Origin of the sequence: Vibrio breoganii (genome assembly GCF_024346795.1) — a bacterium.
In the GTDB taxonomy this organism is placed as follows: Bacteria; Pseudomonadota; Gammaproteobacteria; order Enterobacterales; family Vibrionaceae; genus Vibrio; species Vibrio breoganii.
The window spans coordinates 2,004,734-2,028,145 of sequence record NZ_AP024864.1; the positions used below are offsets into that span (position 1 = coordinate 2,004,734).

22 protein-coding genes and 2 tRNA genes are annotated in these 23,412 nt (G+C 43.6%); 12 read left to right on the forward strand and 12 right to left on the reverse strand.

The window, feature by feature from the left end:
• Positions 1 to 11 precede the first annotated feature (11 nt).
• From OCU35_RS09310 to OCU35_RS09325, 4 genes are all read left to right on the forward strand, one after another.
• Positions 12 to 227, forward strand: coding sequence for a YejL family protein (locus tag OCU35_RS09310; protein WP_017028634.1), 216 nt, complete (start codon positions 12 to 14; stop codon positions 225 to 227).
• Between the two features lie 25 nt (positions 228 to 252).
• The gene (locus tag OCU35_RS09315) at positions 253 to 2,052 is read left to right on the forward strand and encodes a DUF3413 domain-containing protein (protein WP_261825246.1); all 1,800 of its coding nucleotides are present in this window, start codon (positions 253 to 255) and stop codon (positions 2,050 to 2,052) included.
• Between the two features lie 2 nt (positions 2,053 to 2,054).
• Positions 2,055 to 2,131 (forward strand) — tRNA-Pro (locus tag OCU35_RS09320).
• Positions 2,132 to 2,305: 174 nt separating this feature from the next.
• Positions 2,306 to 2,396 (forward strand) — tRNA-Ser (locus tag OCU35_RS09325).
• Between the two features lie 1,109 nt (positions 2,397 to 3,505).
• Here OCU35_RS09325 and OCU35_RS09330 read toward each other — a convergent pair.
• From OCU35_RS09330 to OCU35_RS09345, 4 genes are all read right to left on the reverse strand, one after another.
• Entirely contained in the window at positions 3,506 to 5,113 is a 1,608-nt protein-coding gene (locus OCU35_RS09330; protein ID WP_261825247.1) for a BCCT family transporter, read from the reverse strand.
• A gap of 273 nt (positions 5,114 to 5,386) precedes the next feature.
• Positions 5,387 to 5,992 (reverse strand): SDR family oxidoreductase, encoded by a 606-nt coding sequence (locus OCU35_RS09335; protein ID WP_261825918.1) that lies wholly within the window; start codon positions 5,990 to 5,992, stop codon positions 5,387 to 5,389.
• Between the two features lie 117 nt (positions 5,993 to 6,109).
• Complete coding sequence (locus OCU35_RS09340) at positions 6,110 to 7,273, reverse strand: D-alanyl-D-alanine carboxypeptidase family protein (protein WP_170961736.1); 1,164 nt, start codon at positions 7,271 to 7,273, stop codon at positions 6,110 to 6,112.
• A 503-nt stretch (positions 7,274 to 7,776) separates the two neighbouring features.
• The gene (locus OCU35_RS09345; protein WP_261825248.1) at positions 7,777 to 8,646 is read right to left on the reverse strand and encodes a LysR family transcriptional regulator; all 870 of its coding nucleotides are present in this window, start codon (positions 8,644 to 8,646) and stop codon (positions 7,777 to 7,779) included.
• Between the two features lie 117 nt (positions 8,647 to 8,763).
• Here OCU35_RS09345 and OCU35_RS09350 point away from each other — a divergent pair, with 117 nt between their 5' ends.
• The 5 genes from OCU35_RS09350 to OCU35_RS09370 all read left to right on the forward strand — a co-directional run bounded on the left by OCU35_RS09350 (position 8,764) and on the right by OCU35_RS09370 (position 13,465).
• Positions 8,764 to 9,984, forward strand: coding sequence for an MFS transporter (locus OCU35_RS09350; RefSeq protein ID WP_261825249.1), 1,221 nt, complete (start codon positions 8,764 to 8,766; stop codon positions 9,982 to 9,984).
• Positions 9,985 to 10,106: 122 nt separating this feature from the next.
• The gene (locus tag OCU35_RS09355; RefSeq protein WP_017028011.1) at positions 10,107 to 10,439 is read left to right on the forward strand and encodes a hypothetical protein; all 333 of its coding nucleotides are present in this window, start codon (positions 10,107 to 10,109) and stop codon (positions 10,437 to 10,439) included.
• Between the two features lie 161 nt (positions 10,440 to 10,600).
• Positions 10,601 to 12,349: an alkyl sulfatase dimerization domain-containing protein gene (locus tag OCU35_RS09360; protein WP_261825250.1), complete on the forward strand. Its 1,749-nt coding sequence runs from the start codon at positions 10,601 to 10,603 to the stop codon at positions 12,347 to 12,349.
• Positions 12,350 to 12,421: 72 nt separating this feature from the next.
• Positions 12,422 to 12,949, forward strand: a complete 528-nt coding sequence (locus tag OCU35_RS09365; RefSeq protein WP_102443910.1) for a hypothetical protein — start codon at positions 12,422 to 12,424, stop codon at positions 12,947 to 12,949.
• 63 nt (positions 12,950 to 13,012) lie between these two features.
• Positions 13,013 to 13,465, forward strand: a complete 453-nt coding sequence (locus OCU35_RS09370) for a hypothetical protein (RefSeq protein WP_261825251.1) — start codon at positions 13,013 to 13,015, stop codon at positions 13,463 to 13,465.
• Positions 13,466 to 13,478: 13 nt separating this feature from the next.
• Here the strand turns inward: OCU35_RS09370 and OCU35_RS09375 are convergent, their stop codons facing one another.
• The 5 genes from OCU35_RS09375 to OCU35_RS09395 form a co-directional block, all read right to left on the reverse strand.
• On the reverse strand, positions 13,479 to 14,336 hold the full coding sequence (locus OCU35_RS09375; protein WP_102451380.1) for a LysR family transcriptional regulator: 858 nt from the start codon (positions 14,334 to 14,336) through the stop codon (positions 13,479 to 13,481).
• Between the two features lie 89 nt (positions 14,337 to 14,425).
• Entirely contained in the window at positions 14,426 to 14,779 is a 354-nt protein-coding gene (locus OCU35_RS09380) for a hypothetical protein (RefSeq protein WP_261825252.1), read from the reverse strand.
• 80 nt (positions 14,780 to 14,859) lie between these two features.
• On the reverse strand, positions 14,860 to 15,261 hold the full coding sequence (locus tag OCU35_RS09385; protein ID WP_261825253.1) for a hypothetical protein: 402 nt from the start codon (positions 15,259 to 15,261) through the stop codon (positions 14,860 to 14,862).
• A gap of 324 nt (positions 15,262 to 15,585) precedes the next feature.
• Positions 15,586 to 17,061 carry a DUF1214 domain-containing protein gene (locus OCU35_RS09390; RefSeq protein WP_390209009.1) on the reverse strand — a complete coding sequence of 492 codons (1,476 nt, stop codon included), beginning with the start codon at positions 17,059 to 17,061 and terminating at the stop codon, positions 15,586 to 15,588.
• Between the two features lie 86 nt (positions 17,062 to 17,147).
• The gene (locus OCU35_RS09395) at positions 17,148 to 17,969 is read right to left on the reverse strand and encodes a hypothetical protein (RefSeq protein ID WP_102451367.1); all 822 of its coding nucleotides are present in this window, start codon (positions 17,967 to 17,969) and stop codon (positions 17,148 to 17,150) included.
• Between the two features lie 157 nt (positions 17,970 to 18,126).
• Between OCU35_RS09395 and OCU35_RS09400 the strand changes: the two genes are divergently transcribed.
• A complete protein-coding gene (locus OCU35_RS09400; RefSeq protein ID WP_261825254.1) occupies positions 18,127 to 19,047 on the forward strand; it encodes a LysR family transcriptional regulator in 921 nt (306 codons plus the stop codon).
• Between the two features lie 32 nt (positions 19,048 to 19,079).
• Here the strand turns inward: OCU35_RS09400 and OCU35_RS09405 are convergent, their stop codons facing one another.
• Positions 19,080 to 19,361: a type 2 periplasmic-binding domain-containing protein gene (locus OCU35_RS09405; protein ID WP_261825255.1), complete on the reverse strand. Its 282-nt coding sequence runs from the start codon at positions 19,359 to 19,361 to the stop codon at positions 19,080 to 19,082.
• Positions 19,362 to 19,705: 344 nt separating this feature from the next.
• Here OCU35_RS09405 and OCU35_RS09410 point away from each other — a divergent pair, with 344 nt between their 5' ends.
• Entirely contained in the window at positions 19,706 to 19,888 is a 183-nt protein-coding gene (locus OCU35_RS09410) for a hypothetical protein (RefSeq protein WP_102360398.1), read from the forward strand.
• Between the two features lie 135 nt (positions 19,889 to 20,023).
• On the opposite strand, the gene pdxY is transcribed toward OCU35_RS09410, so the two are convergent.
• Both pdxY and OCU35_RS09420 read right to left on the reverse strand, forming a co-directional pair.
• Complete coding sequence (gene pdxY, locus OCU35_RS09415) at positions 20,024 to 20,881, reverse strand: pyridoxal kinase PdxY (RefSeq protein WP_261825920.1); 858 nt, start codon at positions 20,879 to 20,881, stop codon at positions 20,024 to 20,026.
• 323 nt (positions 20,882 to 21,204) lie between these two features.
• The gene (locus tag OCU35_RS09420; protein WP_261825256.1) at positions 21,205 to 22,233 is read right to left on the reverse strand and encodes a B12-binding domain-containing radical SAM protein; all 1,029 of its coding nucleotides are present in this window, start codon (positions 22,231 to 22,233) and stop codon (positions 21,205 to 21,207) included.
• 107 nt (positions 22,234 to 22,340) lie between these two features.
• Between OCU35_RS09420 and OCU35_RS09425 the strand changes: the two genes are divergently transcribed.
• Positions 22,341 to 23,279 (forward strand): LysR family transcriptional regulator, encoded by a 939-nt coding sequence (locus OCU35_RS09425; protein ID WP_017027994.1) that lies wholly within the window; start codon positions 22,341 to 22,343, stop codon positions 23,277 to 23,279.
• Positions 23,280 to 23,412: the final 133 nt, after the last annotated feature.

A 23,412-nucleotide genomic window follows, 5' to 3' on the forward strand; every position in this document is an offset into this window, starting at 1 on the left:
GCAGAGTAACTATGCCTATTACATCGAAATACAGTGACGAAAAAGTCGAAACCATGTTAGCTGAAATTGCAGCAGTCCTTGAGAAGCACCAATCGACTCCAGAACTGAGCTTGATGTTGGTTGGCAATATCGCGACAAACGTTCTTAACCAGAACGTGGCTAAAGGACAAAGGAAGGCCATCGCCAAAACTTTTTCAGATGCACTCATTGCATCTGTTGAAGACTAACAACTAATAACAAGAACGAACATTCATGGTAGATAGCGGTAATTCTTACGCAGAACGAGTATCAAGACTGGTCAGCTGGGGACATTGGTTTAGCTTTTTCAATGTCATCGTTGCAATGCTCATTGGTACGCGATACATAGCCGAATCCCCTTGGCCAGATACCCTTTTAGGGCAACTGTACCTATTCTCATCTTGGGTAGGCCATTTTGGTTTCTTGGTATTTGGGCTCTATGTACTCTGCCTATTCCCCATAACCTTCATTGTCCCGAACTTTAAGCTGTTCAGGATAGTCGGTGTGCTCGCGAGTACGGTTGGGCTGACTGTTTTGCTACTTGATACACAAGCGTATCAAGAGCTTAATCTGCACCTTAACCCTATCGTTTGGGAACTGTTGTTAAGCGACGATAAGAATGCCATCAATGCAAAATGGCAAACGCTGTTCGTTCTTGTACCCATCATATTCTTTGTGCAACTCGCTCTTGCTGAGTGGGTTTGGCGCAAACAACGAAAACTGTCGCATAAGCGCGTTGGTCGCCCTATTGCAGTGGTCTTCTTTGTTAGCTTTATTTTCAGTCATCTGATTTATATCTGGGCTGATGCTACCTTCTATAATCCAATTACAAATCAACGTGCTAATTTTCCGTTGTCGTATCCAATGACCGCTAAGACCTTTTTAGAGCGTCAGGGTTGGTTCGACCGAGAAGAATATCAAGAGCGTGTTGAACGTGGTGAAGCGAATACAGAAGTACTCTCTTACCCTCTAGAAACCTTGAAGGTAAATAAGAGTAAGAGTAAGAACTACAACCTAATGATGATTGTGGTTGAAGATCTACGTGCAGACAGCATGACTCCAGAAACCATGCCTGCTCTTAGCGAATTTGCGACACAAAACCAGAATTTCACCCATCACTACAGCTCCGGCAACGATAATTCAGCATCTTTTGGACTGTTTTATGGCATCCCAGCGACGTACTCTGCCAATGTTCGCCATCACGAGACTCAACCTTTATTTGTAGAACAACTTCAATATCGCAACTACGATATGGGCTTCTTTAGTGGTAATGACTTCTCATCAAATATTTATGATGATGTCATCTTAAGCGGCCTAGACGATAGCCTTACCGAACAGATCAGCAAATCTGATAAAGCAGCCGTAAGCAACTGGCAACAATGGCTTGATAACGAAGGTAACAAAAACTGGTTTAGCCTGCTTCATCTCACGCAGATGCAACAGTTTGAAGATCATGTAAATGACACTTCAGGAAAAGATGCAGGAGCAGTCCTTCGTCAGGCTTACAGCACTACTGCTAGCAAAATTGACGCTACAATCGAACAAGTACTTGCTACCCTGCAAGACAAAGAGTTGCTGGATAATACCATTGTCGTGATTACCTCAGACCATGGCTGGGAATTTAACGAAACCAACACCAACAGTTGGGGTTCGAACAGTAACTACAGCAAGTACCAATTGCAGGTGCCTATGGTCGTGCATTGGCCTAACAAGTCAGCAAAGGAATGGACCCACGTATCCAGTCACTTTGATTTGTCAGTGACCCTGATGCAAGACCTGCTTGGTGTGACTTCGAACCCTGCGGATTTCAGTAGCGGTCAAAACCTATTTAATAGCAAGAATCGTCGCTGGACTATGGCTGGCGATGCCCGCGAGTTTGCATTGATCTCTCCTAATGAAATCACCGTCTTAGACCGCTACGGCAACTACAAAGTGTTTGACCACAATTACCGTAGACAGCGCGATGCAAAACCGAAACTGTCCGTTATTATGCAAGGATTGTCAGAAACTAAGCGTTTCTACGAACAGCAATAACTCGGACTGTAGCGCAGCTTGGTAGCGCATCCGCCTGGGGGGCGGAGGGTCGCAGGTTCAAATCCTGTCAGTCCGACCACGAAACACCGAAGGGAGCCGATGGCTCCCTTATTTTTTGAACACATTTCAGCCCCAGATAACTAAGCGACTTAGCTCACCTCAACTTATTGTTCAAAATACAATCACTCAGACCTTTTCTACTAAATTTAGTATTTACAAAGGTTTTTAATCTCTATATTATTCTTCCCGCAACGGAGAGATGGCTGAGTGGTCGAAAGCACCGGTCTTGAAAACCGGCAACCGTTAATAGCGGTTCTAGGGTTCAAATCCCTATCTCTCCGCCACATTTAAAGCCCTGATTTATCAGGGCTTTTTGCATTTCTGAATACCTAGATTGGCCCTAGTGAGTCAATCAGGTGAGTCAATGTATCTATTTAAAAACCGCTTTTGCGTGTACTTCGTGCGAGTCTGCACACCCAAAGCCCTTGTTCAACAGGGCTTCCCGTTTGATTTTAAATTCAGTCTAAAAACAACGTGTCGTTCGTGCACAGTCTGTCTCTCAGCATGCAAACTTTTTAATCCATAGATGATATTGATTTAGATAAAGATTGTGTAAGGGGACTAGTGCGGAAATTACCCATTGTTGAGATGCATAGAAACTTCGGGGGTTGATATAAGTTCTGTACTCTTGGCACCGAAATAGGAACGCTAAAACATAGAGGGCGTTTGAACAATTGCTCGACCTTAAGGTCACTCACCCTACGATCTACTAGTTAGGTACTAAAACCATTATTTCTCGACTATCTAGAGATCAATATGTAAGCACAAAAGCTAATTGATTGAACAAACTTAATGATAAAGAAAGAAATAAACATACAGCCTACTCTTTCAATCATCGCCTGCAATAAAGTTAATAAGGGGACGAACATCTATTTAATTGCAAACTGTCACCAAAAGATCTTATAAAAGCCTTTGAGATTTCGAAGCGTTTTGAAGGTCCTCTGTATGTCGCCTATGTAACGGATATTGAAGAAGAGCGCGAGGACGACATTGTCTATTTAGGTAAATCTGTCACAGAAAGCTATATCAACGAAGAAAATAAAGAACTGCATGCAACAATGGAGGCTCTGTTCCAAAAAACTGGCGTGCAACCAGATGATGTCTACATCCTAAATGGACCGATAGGTATTACTGTTGGCAAATTTGTGAAGCACGTTGACGCACAGCTTATTATTGTCTCAAAGACTCACCCACCATCACTATTTAAAGTTCTTGGGAAATCAGAGAGATATCGAAAAGCATAGTGAAGCTAATGTGCACGTGATTAATTGTTAGAACTAAGATTTTATACGATTTCCTAGACGCTATATTCCACCTATCCGCTTCATAAAAAAAGCCTGAACGATAAAACGCTCAGGCTTAGTACTAGATTCAACTTAATGTTTTAAAGCGCTTACGCTTCTTGAGTTGAAGCAACTTGTGGCTTGTACTCATGAATCTCGGTTCTGAGACCTTTAATTAAGCTAACGCACATCATTAGTAGCACCAGGGCAAATGGTAGAGCAGTTGTCACCACTCCCGACTGCAATGCTTGCAATGCATCTTTGCCGCCAATCCACAGCATGACTCCTGCAATGGCGCCTCCCATACAGGTCCAGAATACACGTTGTGGTACAGGTGCATCGACCTTACCACCAGCGGTGATGCTGTCTATGACCAGTGAACCTGAATCTGCTGAAGTAACAAAGAAGACTAAGATCAATACTACTGAAAGGATTGATAGCACTGAGCTGAACGGCATTGCGTCGTATACGTGGAACAAGGTTAACGAGATATCCGTTAAGCCATTTGCACCTAGTAATCCGATCTTATTCGCTACCTGATCGATAGCAATGCCACCGAACACTGACATCCATACTAGAGTAACCGCTGTTGGGATAACGATTACTGCAATCAAGAATTCTCGAACCGTGCGGCCCTTGGAAATACGCGCGATAAACATGCCTACAAATGGTGACCAAGAGATCCACCAAGCCCAGTAGAAGACAGTCCAGCCGTGCATCCATACGCTATCTTCGCGACCGTGAGGGTTGCTCAGCTCAATGACGTTTGTGGCGTAGCCAGAGATCGTTGCCCATAAAGAAGGCAATACACTATTCCAACCAACAATGGTGACAAACACCAGCAGTATAAACGCTGCGATCATGTTGATATTACTTAGGACCTTCACACCGCCATCAATGCCACGCATTACCGACAATGACGCAATAAAGGTCACCAATGTAATGATGATCAATTGAGTGCCAATGCCGCCCTCAAGACCAAATACATGGTTGAAGCCACTGGTCGCTTGCTGCGCACCAAGGCCTAGTGAGGTTGCAAGTCCAAATAGGGTTGCCAAAACGGCAAGAATATCAATGGTATGCCCTAGCCATCCCCATGCTCTATCACCAAATATTGGGTAGAAGGTTGAGCGGATAGATAGCGGTAGACCTTTGTTATAAGCAAAGAAGGCCAATGACAACGCCACAATGGCGTAAATGCTCCAACCGTGCAGACCCCAATGAAAGATAGTTGCGCCAAGAGCCATTGCTTTGGCTTCTTCACTATAGGCTTCAACATTCAATGGAGTGCCATACCAATCGGTAAAGTATGCAACGGGCTCAGCAACACCCCAGAATAACAAGCCGATACCCATACCGGCGGCAAATAGCATGGCTATCCACGACAAGGTGCTGTGTTCTGATTTTGCGTTTTTACCACCAATACGAATTCTACCCAGAGGGGACAGTATCAGCATAAACGCGAATAAAAGGAAAAAGTTAGTGGCCCACATAAAGAACGAGTCAAACTGTTCGATGATGCCGTTTTTAAGGGAGTTTAGTGAATTGAGAGCGGTTGTGGGACCAACCAATAACAAGCTTATGAGGGTTACTATGATGAGAACTGCGCTAGTTCCGAACACGGGGTTGTGTATATCGAAGCCCCATTTTTGAATATTATCCTGGCCTACCTCATAGTCGGTAGTTTCTATACTGTACTTCTTATTTTCGTCATCCATAAAAAATTATATTAGGTTGCGTTTCTAAATCTCTATCAATAGAGAAATACAACAGAACAGTCCTCCGTTTAGGTTGTGCACGAAATTGCGCGCGCATAGCGTAACATAGATCACATTTCTATTCTAATTCGCTTACCCTATGAACATTGTAAGAACATATTTTGGTGACAAATAGCGGTGAGTTGAATCCAATAGGCGCAGATAGCAAAACACCACTCAAGTGAGTGGTGTTTTAAATAGATAGTTTAGTTTTCGCGTCTTAGCACTCTATGGCTAGCTCTCTACACATTGGTAGATTTGCCCTACACTCTCTTCGCTCAACAACAACTCATGTACCAGTCGAGCCACTTCTGCGCGATGGATAGAACCATGAACTTCTCCATGCTGTGATAGCACACCACGCTGATTTTCCTCACCGTCTTTGAGACCGCCGGGTCTTAAAATGGTGAAATCAAGAGTACTGGTTTGAAGCCAAGATTCTGCCAAGGACTTTTCTCGAACAGAGCTGCCAAAGACCTGCTTCGCTCTATCCGACAAATACTGCCAACTGTCTCCACAACCTAGCGAAGTCACTAGTAGGAAACGCTTTACGCCTTTTGCTTGTAGCGCATCGATAAGATAGCGATGACCAATGTAGTCCACAGGATTATCAGATTGGAAACTTCCCATGCAGGAAATCACCCAAGCATCTTCAGCAATGCAATCTACCGCGGCTTCCACCTGTCCTTTATCCGTAGCATCACACGTTAAAGTGGATACCGTGTCTAACATAGGGTTTCGGCTTGGGTTTCGTGCTACAGCGGTAACATCAAATCCCTGCTCAACAAAGTGAGCCACCATAGCTGCGCCTAAACCACTAGCTGCTCCCCAAATTACGATCTATTGCATATACAACCCTCAAATGATAATGATTGTATTTTGCATTAAAGACATGAGAGATGCTAGTGGTTACTCTCTAACTTTTGGCTGTTAGCTTGATATACAAGCTATTGGATTTTAACCCCAACCTAACCAGATACGAACGCGGTCAAGCAATCGCTTGAAGAAGCTGCCAGGCTCTACATCATGTAAAGCAACCAATGGCACACTCTTAATGACCTGATTATCTGAACCCATATAGTTCAGCGTGCCGATAGTGTCACCTTGATAAACAGGTGCTTTAAGCTCATTTGGCAAATCCACTACTGCCTGAATGTTGTTACCTGCTCCTCGACGTACGGACATGAACACATCTTCCTCTACACCGACACTAAGTTGGTTGTCTTGTCCCATCCAGATTCGAGTAGCGGTCACTTCAGCATTGGCTTCATGTGGCTTGATGGTTTCAAAGAATCTAAAGCCATAGTTAAGCAGGCTCTTACTTTCAGAGGTTCGAGTATTGGCACTAGAGGTACCCATGACCACAGAGATCAAACGCATATCTCCCTGAGTCGCTGTGCTCACTAGGCTGTAACCTGCTCCCTTGGTGTAACCGGTTTTCATGCCGTCTACATTCATGCTTTTATCTCGCAGCAAGGCATTACGGTTGTGCTGAGTGATGTTGTTGTAAGTGAAGGAAGTTTCACTATAAAGCGGAAATAGTGTTGGAACGTCACGAATCAACGCCTGACCTAGCTTTGCCATGTCATAAGGTGTTGTAGATTGGTTTGGATCATCCAAGCCATGCGGATTCGCAAAATACGTGTTATTCAGTTCAAGGCGTCTTGCCCAGTTGTTCATCAAATCGACGAATGCACCTTGAGAGCCGGCAACGTGCTCCGCGATAGCCACAGACGCATCATTACCCGACTGGACAATCAGACCACGCAGTAAATCGCTAAATTGAACATTGGTGCCCACCTCGATAAACATCTTCGATGAATCATGGAAATTTCTTGCCCAAGCTTCACGACTGATAGTAACGCTATCCGTCTTAGAAACGTTGCCACGGTTAAGCTCTTGTCCAGCCGTATAGCTGGTCATTAGCTTAGTCAAACTCGCTGGTTTAAGTTGCGTGTGTGGATTGTGTTCTGCAATCACCTCTCCTGAATTGTAATCCAGAAGCACGTAACCCTTTGCAGAAAGGGACGGAGGATTTGGCAGCGCAATTGGCGCGGCCACAACAGAAAATGATAAGGATGCTAACAGCGTAAGAGTCAATCCGTTTAGTGTTCTTTTCATATATTTAGGTAGAAACCAGTCCAGAGTTTTAGCCTCATATCGAGGCATTTCATTATATTTTGGGTTGCATATGCTATTAAATAGCAACATTTCACAAAATTCAGTCAGAACAGTGCAAAAAGTGAATGCGCTCATAAAATTTTACCTCTTTATAAGCAATAGAACGCACTCATTTACTAACAGCTGAAACATTTACTTACACATGTGCACATTTTGAATCACTACTCTGTGTTGGTTTTCACTTTGAAACCTCTTCAATACACAAACGACAAAGCCTTAACGAATAACGCCAAGGCTTTGTCGTGTTCATACTAAATTGGGAGTTAAAGGTTGAACTGTCGATTGAACAACTTAGTGAAAACAAGCTTACTGATAATGTGTAACCTTAACGAGAATGTACCTACAAAAGATTCCATATAATCCGCATACCAACTTTTACTAAGTGACATCAGCTCTGATCAGTGAAGCATCAGAACCATAAGCTCTGATTTAGACCATCACGATTACACATAGCGTTTAACAAACTCAATAAAGGTGCGATCGGCAATGGACAAGTAGCCCTGCTTGCGCCATGCGAGCCCAAGATCGAGTGTGACTGGAGGTGTAAAGGGTATCCCTACAATACCGCTTTCATACTCTGTAACCAGATCGAGCAAGGCCGTGATCGCAAACTCTTGCTTAACGATACTTAGGATCATAGGGAGCAAATTGGTTTCAAAGGAGGACCTCATAGATAAACCATTTGCTTCACTGACCTGATCAAGAAAATCTCGATGGAAGTAGCCGTGTTTGAACATCACCAGTTCATATTCAAAGAACTCTTCAAAGCCAATGGTTTTCTTGCTCACGAGTTCGTGCTCTGAGCCCACAACTGCCACCATCTGACTTGTGAACAAATGGTCAACATGCAGATCGTCGGGCACATCGTCGCAGTTGATCACCCCCAAATCTAACTCCCCCTCCAGCAGCATTTTGCGAATGGAGCGTGTGCCAGCTTCAACCAATGTCAGCTTTAAATCGGGATACTGGCTCTTAAATGCCATCACTACGCGCGGAAAGAAGTAACTCCCCATCATGGACGGGGCACCCAATCGCACCTCACCTTTTTGTAATCCTTTAAGTTCATCGATTGCCAAGGTGGCATCATGCAGTTGTTGGATAACTCGCTGAGCATGTACTAACAGGACTTCGCCCTCTTTGGTCAAGCTGACCCTTTTCTCCTCTCGGCGAAACAGCACCACACCCAATGACTGCTCAAATTTCTTGATTGATATGCTAAGTGCAGGCTGCGCGATATGGATTTCTTTGGCCGCTTGCGTGAAGTTGCCGTGCTTTGCGACCGCCAAAAAATGCTTGAGCTGTTTGGATTCCATGAGATCAAAAATATATGGGAATGATATTTTTAATATATTTCTTATATCAATGTCTTGGTGATAGCCTAATCACACTTTGTGCATTCTTTTTTCGTACCACCCTTCATTGAGGCAAACATGGTCAGCTTTGGTTCACCAGAATATAAACGCATTACCCTTTCTCTCGCCCTAGGGTCATTTCTTGTATTCTCCAATCTGTATCTCCTTCAACCTATGCTGCCCGCCTTTGCAATACAGTTTTCTGTGTCTGAAACTCAGGTAAATTGGCTGTTTGCTTCAACAACACTGGCTCTGTCATTTTGCTTGGTGCCTATGGCGGTGATCTCTGAATCAATAGGAAGAAAGCCGGTGATGATGTTTGGGTTGCTGGCAATTCCTGTCATATCAGGGCTTATGCTGTTGGGCCAATCGTTTCTGTTCTTAGTGGTTTGTCGAGCTATTATTGGCGTTGCGCTTGCCGCTTTTGCCGCTGTGGCGGTGGCCTATATGGCAGAAGAACTTGATAGCAAAGCCTTTTCTATGGCAATTGGTAGCTACATAGCGGCCAACTCCCTAGGCGGCATCGCCGGCAGGATCAGCGGTGGATTAATTGCTGATCACTACAGCGTGGCAACAGCAATTCAAGTTGCGCTAGGGTTTACATTAGTGGGGGCGTTGCTTGTTGGTTACCTATTGCCAAAACAGCAAGGCTTCACCCCTTCCTCTACTAGCTTTCATCATCAACACAGAGCGATAATCGGTCACTTCAAAAATCACAGGGTATGGGTTGCTATGCTCATTGGCGGCATCAATTTCTCGCTGTTTGTGAACCTTTATTCTGTGATGGGGTTTCGCCTAGTTGGCGCTCCGCACAATGTTCCTGTCGGCTTGGCTTCACTGATTTTCGTCTGCTATCTGGCTGGCACCTTTAGTTCCAAATGTGCAGGTCATTGGACCCGCCACTTCTCCCCGATTCAAGGCATGTTTTTAGGCTCGCTACTAAGCATGCTTGGAATGTGGATTGCCCTATTGGAGCACCTTGGCGCTATGATGATAGGGCTTCTTCTGATCAGCTTTGGCGCTTTTTTCACCCATACCCTTGCCTATGGGTGGGTAGGCCGAAAAGCGACACATGCTAAAGCGACAGCAACGGCGTTATACCTTGTTCATTACTACATTGGCGGCAGTCTAGGTGGGTTCTTGCTACTGTATTGCTGGCAGCATGGCGGTTGGTCTGCTGTGGTGTTTGGCGGTACAACCCTCTTCATTGCGATGTTTGTTGCTATAGGGCTACTCAAACGTATCGACAAGCGAGACTCATCCGCTGAGAACTGTATTTTCGTTTCCAAGAAGGCGTAAATTCGCCCATATAACGTTCAACTAACGTGAGCGCTGTTACGGCCTGTTGCAAAATTGACAAACAAACAGTGAACTAATGCTTATAATGGCGCTTTCTCGCATTAACTGATGGCGCATAGACAATGAAAAAGAGCCTTATCGCTTTGTTTTTATTAATTTTAACTGGGTGTACTCACAATCAAGCTAAGCACCTCAATGCCAACAAGTCTGCGGTCAACCTCTACCCTCAGTACATGTCCAATATCCAGCTTTGCGATACCTTGTACTACGGCCGTCGCACTAATCAAACCCAAGCGGCGATCGGTAGCGAATTCAATCGAAGAGGCCTTTCTAGAAGTTGGTGTCAGCGAGAAACCAATAAGCTCTACCTAGTCCATGCTTATGAGTATCTCTCTAAGAAGCTAGATAGCAGCTCTAGCGACGAAGCCTCGGCAGTTGTGTTGCCAGCCAATTGAGTTAAAACTCAAAATACCTTCAATCTAAAAACCACCGTTCTTTTGCAAAACTTTATCATTAGTACAGATTATAAAAGTGATAATCTCACCCAATTGCTATAAGAGTGAGTGATATTTAAACTTCTAGCCAGTTAATTACTATTCTATTAAAAGGCTTGAATATGAAGAAATCTCTTCTCTCTATCGCAGCAGCTGCTGTTTCATTAAGTTCTTTATCTGTGTCTGCACAAGTAGCAGAACTTCCTACTGGCCAAGTGGGCAACGTTGCTTCTGTAATGAAAGTTCAACCTGTTCTTCGAATGGGATACGGTCTTGAACATGAGAGCCCATTGAACAATGTTCACATGCTTTCTGGTGCACCGTATGCTCCAGTAGTGATTGAATTAGACAGAGGCTTAATTGTATTCAGTACTGGTGATGATGCAGATGAAGGCGCACAATACCGCCAGTACATTCGCGAGAATATCAGTAACAAGCCGATCATTGCCGTTTTCTATGATCACAACCACTACACTAAAGGCACTAAAACCCTTCTTGATGGTGATGATGCTGAGATCTATGCTCATCCAGATCTACACAGCATTGTTAGCGCACGCACTGGCGATAGTCAGTCGAACACAGACATTCCTGAAATGGCGCCACACCTGCTAGCTCGTGCCGCTATTCATTATGGAAACCACGCTGAAAAATCAGGTAAAGATGCCTCTATCATCCCGAGCAACATTAAGTTTGGTGCACCAAACGCATACTTAGAACCCACTCAAACCATCGCTCACGGTGAATCTGTAACTGTTGCAGGTTTAGAAATTCAAGCATTTATTCATGATACTGACACGAAAGATACACTGACTTTCTGGATCCCAGAATATGAGTTGGTGATTGATAACGTAGTATGGCCTTTCCATAACATGTATACATTACGTGGTGATGCATATCGTGCACCTCACACATGGATGGGTGGTCTACGTGATATTCGAGATCTAGAACCAGAAATCGTTTTAACAGTAGGTGGCGGTTCTAAATCTCTAGAAGGTAAAGAGAACATTAAGCAAACAATCAATGCTGTTCTTGACTCTCAAAGCTATGTATTTGACCAAGCTATCCGTCTGACTAATCTAGGCGTGGCACCAGATCAGATCCATCACCACATTGAGATGCCAACGTCGTTTAACGATCACGCCTACGTGAACAACATGTACGGTCAATTCGATACCTTCTTTGCGTCTTTCCCAGTGCGTAACCACGGTAACTTCTCTGGTAACCCAGATGACTTACACTCTATGGAAAAAGTTGAAAAAGCACAGCGCATGATGAAACTATCAGGCGGTGTAGAGAAAGTGTTTGAGGCTTGGCAAGTAGCAATGGAAGACGGTGACACTTTATGGGCTAAAGAGCTATCTGCAATGCTTTATTACAACTCACCAAACAACAATGCGGCAAGACAAGCTCATGCAGATTCGCTACGTAAACTGGGGCAAGAATCAGAAGGCCTTATTGCTCGTAACTTCTATCTAGCAGGTGCTAAATCGCTTGAGTCTGACGATACAGAAGTAAGCCTAATGGCTTCACCTTCAGCATCTTGGGTAGCAAGCGATCCAGAAACGGCAGTCGACTACCTACGTACACGTCTGAATCCCGCAAAAGCAGCAAACACTGAAGGCAAGCTGGGCTTTATTGTAGATGGCAAAGAGATGCAGCTAGAAATCCGTAACCGCGTAGCAGAGTTCTCCACCAGAATTGCTGATGACGCTGAGGTGATCAAAGTCTCTGGTGAAAAATTTGGACAATACTACGATGGCACTATTTCAGCCTCTGATATTGCATCTGGAAAAGCACTGACACTGTTGAATAACTTTGATGAGTTTAAGCAAGTGACTATGTACCCTCGTAGTTTTACACACTTAAAGTAAGTCATACAAGCAAAGAAGTTTTATCAACCAAGGGCAGAGTATCTGCCCTTTTTTCAACAAAAGAGAACTGATATGCGAGTAAAATTGTTTTCACACCTAATGCACCAAACCGTCAAACTGGCTGAAAAAGCCCCTTTCCTGATCCCTTTAATACACAAGGGCAACGATGTCGTTGTTAGTCTTGCTTATAACGGCTATAAAAAAAATGGGGTGAAGTCATTTGAGAAATTTTGGATACCTGCGTTTTACCAGTATGGACAGGTTAGAGCTCAACATATCGTCAAGAAAATGAATATCGATACCAATAGTGCTGCTTCCATCGGTACCTATCATGATTATGAAGATCCCATTTTTGGCGTTAAAGGGCATTGGGAACAAGATAGTGAAGGTAACCCTGTTCGAGTAGAAACTGAGTGTATTGTTTGTGACCAACTCAATAAAGTGAGTAAAGGTGCGGGTTGTCCAGATTTTTGTCGTCACGTGGTAAACGCGATGGAGATGGGAACGGGCAAAGCGATGAATGACACTTATGTCGTAGAAATTGGCTCTCTACTTAGTGAAGGGGATGAAACCTGTCGTTTCACTCACAAAATACTTTAGAATCACACTTGTTCTTTGAGCGTAATATTTCTTGCGCTCATTGCACAAATTATTGAGAAAATTATGTTTATACGTGCATCAGTTATATTAATGTTGCTTGCCTCTCAGTCAGCATTCGCCTGCTTATTTCATGCAGCGGTACCAAATAGTGACACGAATATACCACAAGGTGCAGACTGGACCGTTTTAAGAGCTTTGCATCACGAGAATAGTCAAATGCTAACTCCTATTACCAAGCTTGAGGGTATAGCTGGTTTTCAACGCGCGACATGGTGGTTAACATTACTGACTAAGGATTTGGAAAGTAAAGGCGTTGCTGAAACTTATATTTATTTAGCCGATGTAGGTATGTGGTCTTATTATCAAGGATCTAACTCGAGCAGGTTATCGTTTGAAGTTGAGCCTAAAGGCGACTTTCCTTACTTAGTACTCACTCAAGTCACACTCTCAAATATCGTCTCTGGAAATATCACGTTTAACCAAGCGACGGACTCGCGACTCATATTTTCTAACTAGAAAGAGTTAACTACTAAGAGCATATCTCAATCAATTTTTCTTTGACGATCTCTCGCATCTCTGCGTGATCGCCATGATGCTTGAACCTTTGGTGGTAAATCAGATTCAATGGAAATTCAACTTCAGAGCCTTTAGGTAAATCCATCACCCTCAACTCCAACTTATCAGCCCAACGTTTCGTCACTGATTCTCGCACCACCCCAACATAGTCCGTTTGCGCCACTATCATGCAGATAGAGTGTGATGATGATACTTCCATGATTACATCCCTCTCAAGATCTGCATCATCTCTCCTATCCACTTGAGACTGAAAAATCGACATGCCATTGAACTTTCGTTTATAACCAATATGGGATTCAGAAGAAAACTCGCTCTTGGTAATAATGCTTCCTGAGAGTCTAGGATGGTTGTTTCTACAAATAACTTTAAACTGTTCTGTACAGACAGGTTCACTAATAAACGACTTATCATGATTACTAATAAAGTCGATTGCCAAATCTACTTTCTGCAACCGTAAATCAGTGAGAAGCGTATCTTGTAAAGTGGGAGGGAGTTTAAACGTGGTGCTAGGCATTTCTCTGGTGATCTGAATAAGATCTTCAGGGCAGTACACAATAAAATGCTGGGTTGTAGATATGGCATTGTGAATAATATCCATGCCTCTACTGCACTCTATAGCTAACTGGTCTGCTGCGCGAGTGCAGGTCATAGTGCGACCTGATTTAATGAACAGCTTCTTTTGTAGTGACACTTCTAGCTTTTTGATAGCCTGACTTACTGCGGGCTGGCTCACCCCCAACACCTCAGCTGCTTCAGTAAAAGATTGATACTTGTGTACCGTCAGAAATACATGAATAAGCTTTAAGTCCATAACCTATCTATAAAAAATGCGTTTAATGTAACTAACATAGCTCGAATACTCTTCGCTATCTAGAAAAATAGGTATTGCACCGGATAAGTTTAGCAGTCGACCTTTTTAATCAATCGACCATCTTCTCGCATTTGGTGCCAAGTCATTACTGAAATGTTTTTTGTTTTTTTTTCTATTTCACAGTGGGGTTGGAACTGTGCTAAACCGCTTCTTTCATCTCGAAATTGACGAAATTCATACAGAGTAAAATCAGATGCTCTACCTGCCGCTTTTTCTCTTAAAGGAAACAATTGTTGTAGTCTTTGTGTAATCACAGAGTTCTGTTCAACTTCAACAACAGGTGTTTCATTCAAATAGCTAACACTACTTTCAGCACGCAGAGAGGCCTTACTTCCAAGAGGAAGCAAGCATGTCATTAAGCCAATGGAAATCTTATTGCGCATTGCTAAACTCGCTGTAAGTGCTTTAAGGTTACCTGGACAAAAAAGCCGACATAAAAATGTCGGCTATAGAAGTGTTTGGTTTAGAACTTGTAGCTGACACCAAAGCCTGCGCCAAATTTGAATTTAGCATCACGATGAAACTGCACCTCTGGATTCACATGACCATAAAGGTTCCAGTTTGATGCAAAGCTCCAATCTAGTCCGACAGGAACGCGCATACCAAAGTCATCGTCCCACTCGTAGTAACCACCAACGCCAACAAAATAAGAAAGTGGAGTACTCGCTGACAAATTTCCGCGTAGGACATGATAATCAAACGCCATACCATGGTTACCCGCAAAGATGTTGAAGGTATCATCAAGCTTAAGGTTCATACCTAAACCTTGGTCAACACCCATACCAAGTTTTACAGAAGCATTGGCAGAAACAGCAACACTAGAAAGAAGTACAGTAAGTAGCGAAAGAGAAATTTTGTTGTTCATTAAGAAAACCTTATTTGTCATGCGTCGTAGCGCAATGTTCACAAAATAATGCTTTTAGTCTTCAACTTAACGACACTCTACTCATCCTATTTAGAGTTAAGCTCTTGACCATCAGCAGGGAATTTTATCGTCTATCCAAAACGGTTTAAGAAGCTCAATCCCTGCGCCTCTGTCTAAGTTGCGTATAATATAACCAGTGAATTAAATTAAGGGAATTCATATAAATTTAATGAATGGTTAAGTTTTACTTAACTTGTATCTTATTGCGGACATCAAAGGTTTGAGAGCTTCCAATCTCACTTTGGAAGCTCATACAACGAAGGTTTATTTTACCTTTTGGAAGTTAGGTACAATGGTATGAGGTTGCTGCTCTACAAACGCTTTACTTGGTGAATATGCTCTGAAATAAACAAACCAGTTTTCATCTGGACGCGTCTCTACCCAGTTTGCAGCGTTAACTCCATCAGGTTTCGTCGGTGAGAAGTGGAACGTATAATTGCCTTCTTCATCTTTGACGGTTCCTGGAATGTTAGAACCAACATCAGCGCGTTGGATTGAGTTATCAATAATCGCTCGGTTTTCTACGTTATAAACCGTAATTGTCCAAAACAGATCCGCAAAGTTCACATCACCATCAAGTGTTAAGGTGTAGTGCTCGCTACCATTTAAACCATTACCGTCATTGTCTCTGTAGTTATCAAGGTAGATCTGGCCCCACCCACCATTTTCAAATCCGTGCATTGCGATATCGTTAGTCACGGCTTCATAGAACCATGCTGCACGACCATCTAGATCCATGCCATAGCCACGATTTTGATCGGGTGTCGATGCCGTTGCAACCTCCCACGTATTGCCTTTTGGACCATAGACAGATTGTGGAAGACGCTCTGTTTTGTTGAAGTCAATGTTCTTAACCATCGCTTCACCTGTGACAACTGCGCTGTTTAAAATACCAGTCTGTCTTGCATTTGGTGAGAACGTCTCTCCCTTCTCAATCCCTAGTGGACGTAACATGTCATGCATTATACGGTCTCTTTCTGCTACAGGTTCTGCTTGTATTGCTTCGTTCAATACGTCCCAGAAAGCCATGCCACGAGGGTGTTTCGCATCGATACCGACTTCAGGAAAGTTAACGGGGTTATCACTTAGAACTGAACCATCAAGGCGAGTAATACGCAGTGCTTCAAGATCTTGCATGCGTTGCTGTTCAGTCTTCGCCATTAAGCGAACACCAAAGAATACATAATTGGTGTCCGACTCTAACACGACCGCATCTTTCGGAAGGTTTTCCGGGGTTTCGCTACCTGCAGCCTTGATTACATAGGTGCCTGGCTTAGTCATTTGTGAAATACCAATCTGCCACATGGTATGTACCGCACCACGTAATTCATCCGTTGGTACTTCAATTACTACAGGCTCTTTTTCAACATTGAACCAGGTAATCGCGTAGGGTGTTGAGGTGTTATAAGTCAAGCCACCCAATTTAGATTTATGTGATTCAACATAAGTGATCTGCCCATCCTCTGCGCCCATTTCAGCGTATGCCGCTTTCCACGCATAGTTTGATACCAGTGGCACCGCCCAGATATAGGCTTGCGATGCACGCTGATAATCAATCTCATCAAACAAAGCCTTGGAGCTTGCTTCGGTTGGCAAGCCATGCTCAAAGCTATTGTCGAATGTGAATTCTCCTGATGGAGTAACGACGGTATGCTCGTTAGAGTTGTTGCCAATGGTAGTACAACCTGACATCACGGCGATCATCATCGCTGATAAGATAGATTTATTAAGAGTTTTCATAGGCCACCTAAAAATTTATGCGTCGTTGACGCCGAATTGCATTAGCAAGTCGGCATCTAAGAAAATAGGAACAAAAATAAGCAAGATTAGAATTGGTAGTTGAACTCGATGCGATGGTCGCCATCGGTGAAGTCTGTATTTTCAGTCCAGTTCGCAAAGTAACGAACGTTAGCGCGTGGGGTAATTTGATAGCTGGCTGCAAACTCGTGTGCGAATACAGCGTCATCACCCTCAAATCCAAAGTCTTTAAAGGTGCTTGAACCAGAAATCGAGCCTAAATACATAGGGTTATAGTTCAGCCAGAATTTGTCTGTAATCTGCATCTTACTGTACATACCCGCCACATAGAATGTACCGTGCATGTTGTAACGATCACGTAGTTGGTCCGCATCTAAATCTCCACCTGTTTCAGGAACAAGCTCTTCACCCGCAGCAACACCTAGACCGGCTAATGGGTAGAAGTTGAACATGCCCATCTTAGGAAGTGCCTGAATAAAGCTGTATGACGCAGAGCCTTGGTTTGAGTCAAAGTCCCAAGAGATATCTACCTGCGCACCACGACCATTGGTTAGATCCACGGTAAAGTTTCGAAAACGAATAGAGTCAATTGAGTCATCTACATTGGCAAACTGAGGATCATCGCTATCGCGAAAACCAATGGCATCGCCAGCAATGCCTTTGATTTCAAGGACATTCATACCCATAGTGATGTCACTACCTGTGTCATAGGTTTGACCGATTTTTAAATTGAGACCTTTATCGGTATAGCCAAAGCCAGCTTGCGTATAGACCGCTAATGGATCTGACATGTCTTGAACGTCTGATTCGGTTTCTTCGGCAACAGAAACGAAAGAAAGTGAAGAAGAAATAAGGGCACATAAAGCTAGGGAGATACGGTTCTTTTTCATATTAACCTCAATACGGTTTAAGAAGTCCGATCCCTGCACTTCAAGCTAGTTTCAGCTACTATAACGAGAAGTATTGATTAAAAATATTCATATGTTATTAACCATAAGTTAAGCTATGCTTAACCAATGAAATATTGGAAAGCTCTAGAATAACCTTATGAATTTAAACAAGATTGATTTCAACCTACTGAAGGTTTTCGTTACCGTTTACCAAGAAAAAAGCCTAAAACGAGCAGCCGAGAGGCTGTTTGTCACCACTCCTGCGGTCAGCCAAAACATCAAAAAATTAAAAGAAGCATTGAATGAAGAGTTGTTTGTTTTATCTCATCGCCAGTTCGTGCCAACACCATATTCAGATGATCTTTATGCAAAGGTATTCCCCTTGTTAGAAGGCATTGGTCTAGCATTAGAAGAAACGAAAATATTTGATCCTAGCACTCTACAACAAAGCTTTAACTTGGATGTTAGTCCGCATCTTCAGGTATGGTTGGGTACGAGTCTATTCAAAACTTTTCATGAACAAAGCCCTAGATCAACATTGGTTCTGCACACCATTACCTCGAGTACATTAACTGGTTTATGCGATGGCTCTATTGATGCAGCAATCCATTTTGAGGCAGAAAACTTACCGCCTGAAATTGTGGCTATACCCCTAATACAATTAGAATTTATGATTGCCATGCGTCGCGATCACCCATTTAAAAAGTCGGAAGCCTATATAGATGAATTGCTCGAATACTCCTTTGGGCACATAGATTTAGCTTATTTAGACCCAAATAAGCACTCTCGACTGGAAGATCTCCTGAAAGAGGCTGGTATAAACATTCATATGGCTATGAGAACCACCTCTGTCGCAGGGCTAATCTCTACCATTATGAATACCGACATTATTGGCCCATGCTTTCCGCCGACTATTGAAACCGTTAGTCAACATGTTCGCTTAGTAAGGGTTCTGGATATGCTAGATCTTACTACTATTCAACTCTATCTCTTCATACACCAAAAGAACTTGAGTTCCCCTAAATACAAATGGCTGACGGAAATCATCTCAGATGCAGTGAAGGTCGACAGCAAATAACGCAGCCAATGCTCTTGATCTGACTAAGAGGGTTATAGACTAACCTCTTGTTTAATAAGCTCTCTTAGCCTTTGGTGGTTCATATCATTAATAAACCGACGCTGATAAGTAATGTGATAATTCACACTCTTAAATGGGAAGGGAAAATCAAAGCATTTTAGCCCCAAAGGCTTGCCCCAGCGATTAAACATGCTTTCAGAGACTTTCCCTAATCTATCGCTGTTGGAAACAGCCAGCATCATGGCGGCAACAGAGAGGATCGCCCCAAGCTTTTGTAAGAGATCTCTCACAAATAAGTCAGCGATCAGATACAAACTTCAATGCAATCACTTTCACCTCACCCTAACACTTTGTTTTTTAATGACTTGCTATTTTTCAACCATCAGTAAACAAATAAAAATATGCCACACCTGATTGTTACAGGCATCGATAACGGAGATACTAATCATGTCGACAGGATGTTGGCAGGAAAAGGAACAAACCCTAACGGAATAGGTATCTTCAGGAAGAAGATTTGATAACTTAGGATTAGTTATTAGCAAGGATGTAATACTCTAGGATAGAGTTCGCCCGTCAGGATGACAGGCTAGTATGGACACCGCTAGGATGGCGATGACATGGAACTGGGTTAAAGGATATTAACCACTATCAAGGAAAGATGCAGGGAGCACCTTTAGTAGCCGGATTGCTGCGAGTAGAGACTGAACCCCATCAGGGAAACCTGATGGGGTTTTCTTTTGCCTACTACTTATTGGTCAATGAACTCTGCTCTCCATTAAGTAATGATGAGCAACAGCAATTGAGTACACTGCTTAAGAAATGGATTAGCCATTTTGAATAGTAGATAGGATTATTAAATTGCCTTTAATCAAAGACTATAAGTTATAGCTAGATAATAAAAATTTGGCGGTTCACCAATATAGCCCTGCTATATAAATGTGATTTGCATTGATATAACAGGGAATACCGCAAGTATTTAGGTTAGGCGCACCACAGAGAAGCATTCTTTAGGCTCAATGAGGCTTTGCTGAGCTGCCACTGTCTGCAATTCCCATTCACAGCTATCCGATGTCTCTTTAAGCACCCCAAAGCAAGCGTTGTTGGCGTGAGTAAAGGCGTCCACCGCCGACAAGCCCTTAAGCAAACCACCGGTAAACAGCGCCGAGATAAGATCGCCCACGCCAACAGGCTGGCGCTCAAAGCTTAACAATGGGCGCTGAACCATGTAGCACCCCTGTTTGGTTGCCAGCATCATAGTAAACTTACTGTTTGAGATACCATGCAGATGTTTCACCAATACCATCTTTGGTCCTAGTGTTAGCGCTTTTTGGCACGCAGCAATGGCATCGTCTAGACAAGTGATCTTCATCTGCGTAAAGCAGCTTAGTTCAAATTGGTTTGGCACTATGACGTCCGCGGCAGGCATTAAATGATTCACCAGATCCCCAGTGACCTCTTCGCTTACCACACAGCCTTTATCAACATCGCCCATCACAGGGTCACACACATAAATTGCCAACGGATTGGCACTTCTTACCTCATTCACCAGCTTCAATACTTCATGAGTTTGGCCAGAGCTTCCCAAATACCCTGACAACACCGCATGGCACTTCTCAAGGGCATCGATATTACTTAGCCCCTGTCGCAGATCGCCAATAGTGCTTGGGTCAAACTTCTCCCCTGTCCAGCCTTGCGCATACTGAGTGTGATTTGAGAATTGGACTGTATGAATCGGCCATACATTGAAGCCTAATCGCTGCAGGGGAAATACCGCAGAGCTGTTACCTGCGCTGCCATACACAACGTGTGATTGGATAGAAATAATGCCTTTCATAGTGTCGTTCTCATCGTTATTAAGGGGTAAACCGCAATCCATGTTTAAACCTTGGTTGCTTGAACGATGAAATGATAAGCGATAAAGATTAAGTGCTATTAATCCTACTTGATGGACTGAACCATCAGAAGTGAATTGCGAGGGGAAGCGAGTCGTGATCCACAAAACAGCCTAGCTCTAGACTGTTTTGTGAGCGTGGCAAAATACCGCTTATAGAGACTCGATAGACAAATCGCTGAAGTGCGCGGTGCTTGGCGCTTGCGTTGAACCGATGAAGGTATAAAACATCAGCCATTGCTGTATATCAATCATTGCAACTCTCTTTAAATCATTCTTTGCCGAAGGTGGTAGAAGACATCTTCAATCGCGTCTAAGTTGGTACTGCCAATCTTGCTAAGTTGCTGCTGAACCGTATCAAAGTAGAGCTTATTACCCATATCTTGCAACTTGGTGTAATAGTGAATGCGACGACCCAGTATAAAATTGTTTTGTTCATCACGATTCATACTTAAGAACTGATCCGTCATCGATAACAAAGCCTGCTTTGCGCCAGGTAGTCGACCGTTCAATTCCATTAATAGATTAATAGAATTGAAGTTCCCATACTGACTATCAATGCCGTCTAATAGGCTGATGAGCTTTCTTTGCTCTTCCACCATCTCTTTTTCAGTGAGCGGAGTAAAACTACCTTGCTGAACCATGTCGTCGAGATCTGTTCCCGCTTTGACCGCAAGGGTGAGCACTCGTATCTCTTCTGGGTTAATTTGATTCAATAGCTCAGCCGTTCCAGTCACATGACTCTCGGAAAGCTCTTTGCCACCGAGTCCCATGATGATGAACGTCATCATCTTCATACCCGCTTGCTTTGCATACTCGGCAGACTTAAGAATTGATTTAGGGGTTATGCCCTTCTTCATCTTCTTAAGCACCTCTATCGAACCCGACTCCATTCCGCAATACAGCATGTTCAAGCCAGCGTCGCAGATAGCCTTCATCTCCTGCGGCGTCTTCTTGGTCATGGTCTGCGCTCTGCCGTAAGAGCTAATCTGTTCTAGCTCTGGAAAGGCTTGTTTTAAGGTATGCAGCACCTCGAGCAAATCGGCGGTCTGCATAGCAAACGAGTCGCCATCTTGTAGAAAACAACGGGTGAATTTGCGCTCTTTATAGAATGCTTTTGCCGCCCAGATATCACGCTTTATCTCTTCTACAGGGCGAATAGAGAACTCCATACCTTCAAATAGGGTGCAAAAGCTGCACTTGTTCCATGGGCATCCTTGGGTTGTACGAATCAATAGGCTACCTGCCTCTGATGGCGGACGAATAGGCCCTTGCTGAAAATGAAGTTGTTGCATAGCTACCACTGTATTGTTCAATGACGAATTGCCGCTATGTTACGACTTGCTACCTCAACGAAAAACACTATATTGATTGATATATTGTCAAATTTGGATTGAGTATCATGTTACTGAATGACCTCAAGGTCGTGCTTAAAGTGGCTGAATTTAGAAGCATCACCGCTGCAGCCAATAGCCTAGATATGCAAATGGCCACCGCAAGCGCTGCCATTAAGCGCGTCGAAAAAGCCGTAGGGGTGGAGTTATTTATTCGCACCACTCGCCAATTACGGCTATCACCGGCAGGAGAGCGCTATCTGCCTCAGTGCGAACAGGCGCTGCAGCTGCTTGATGCAGCGCAGTCCAATGTCCAAGAAGATCTTGATGTGCTTGGGGGCGAGATCAGAATTGCTCTGTCATCAGACCTTGGTCGCAATGTGATTACCCCGTGGATTGACGAGTTCCTCAATGACCACCCTGAGGTAGCGCTACGCAGCAATATCAGTGATAGCAATATCGACTTCTATCGTGACTCGGTAGATATGGCGCTTCGTTACGGCTCTCCAACGGACGCCAGCATGTATGGCTTTAAGATATGCAATGTCCCTCGCCTGTTATGTGCCTCGCCAAGCTATATAGCGGCTCATGGGATTCCAAGCCACCCTGACGAACTCAAAAATCACAACGGTTTGTTCTATCAACTGGGTGATATTGTGCAAAATGAATGGCGCTTTAAAAAAGAGGAGCACTCTTTCAAGGTCAAGCTAAAAGGCAACCGAGCCTCCAACGATGGTGATCTTGTTAGACGCTGGTGTGTCTCAGGGCATGGGTTTGCAATTAAGTCCTGCCTAGATATGGCGGACGACCTACTCTCAGGGCGCACAGTCAATGTGCTAACGGATTATCAACCGACACCCACCGAGCTGTGGTTGGTGTGCCCAAGCCGTCAGTCCATCACTCCTACAGTGCGTTTGCTTCGTGACTACTTTAGAAAACAGACCCGCCTTTTGTTAGAGCAGCTCATTGAGAAAAAGATCTTGCCTTCAAATGTACTCAACCAGTGAGCTGGTGTTTTAATATGACCTAATCTTTAAAAGTCGTTCGATAGAAAAAATAGGCTCACTGACATATGTGATCAGATGCTCATTTTTTGTTGCAACCTGCATGTTCCAGACACACTTTGTTACTTTGTTTCTG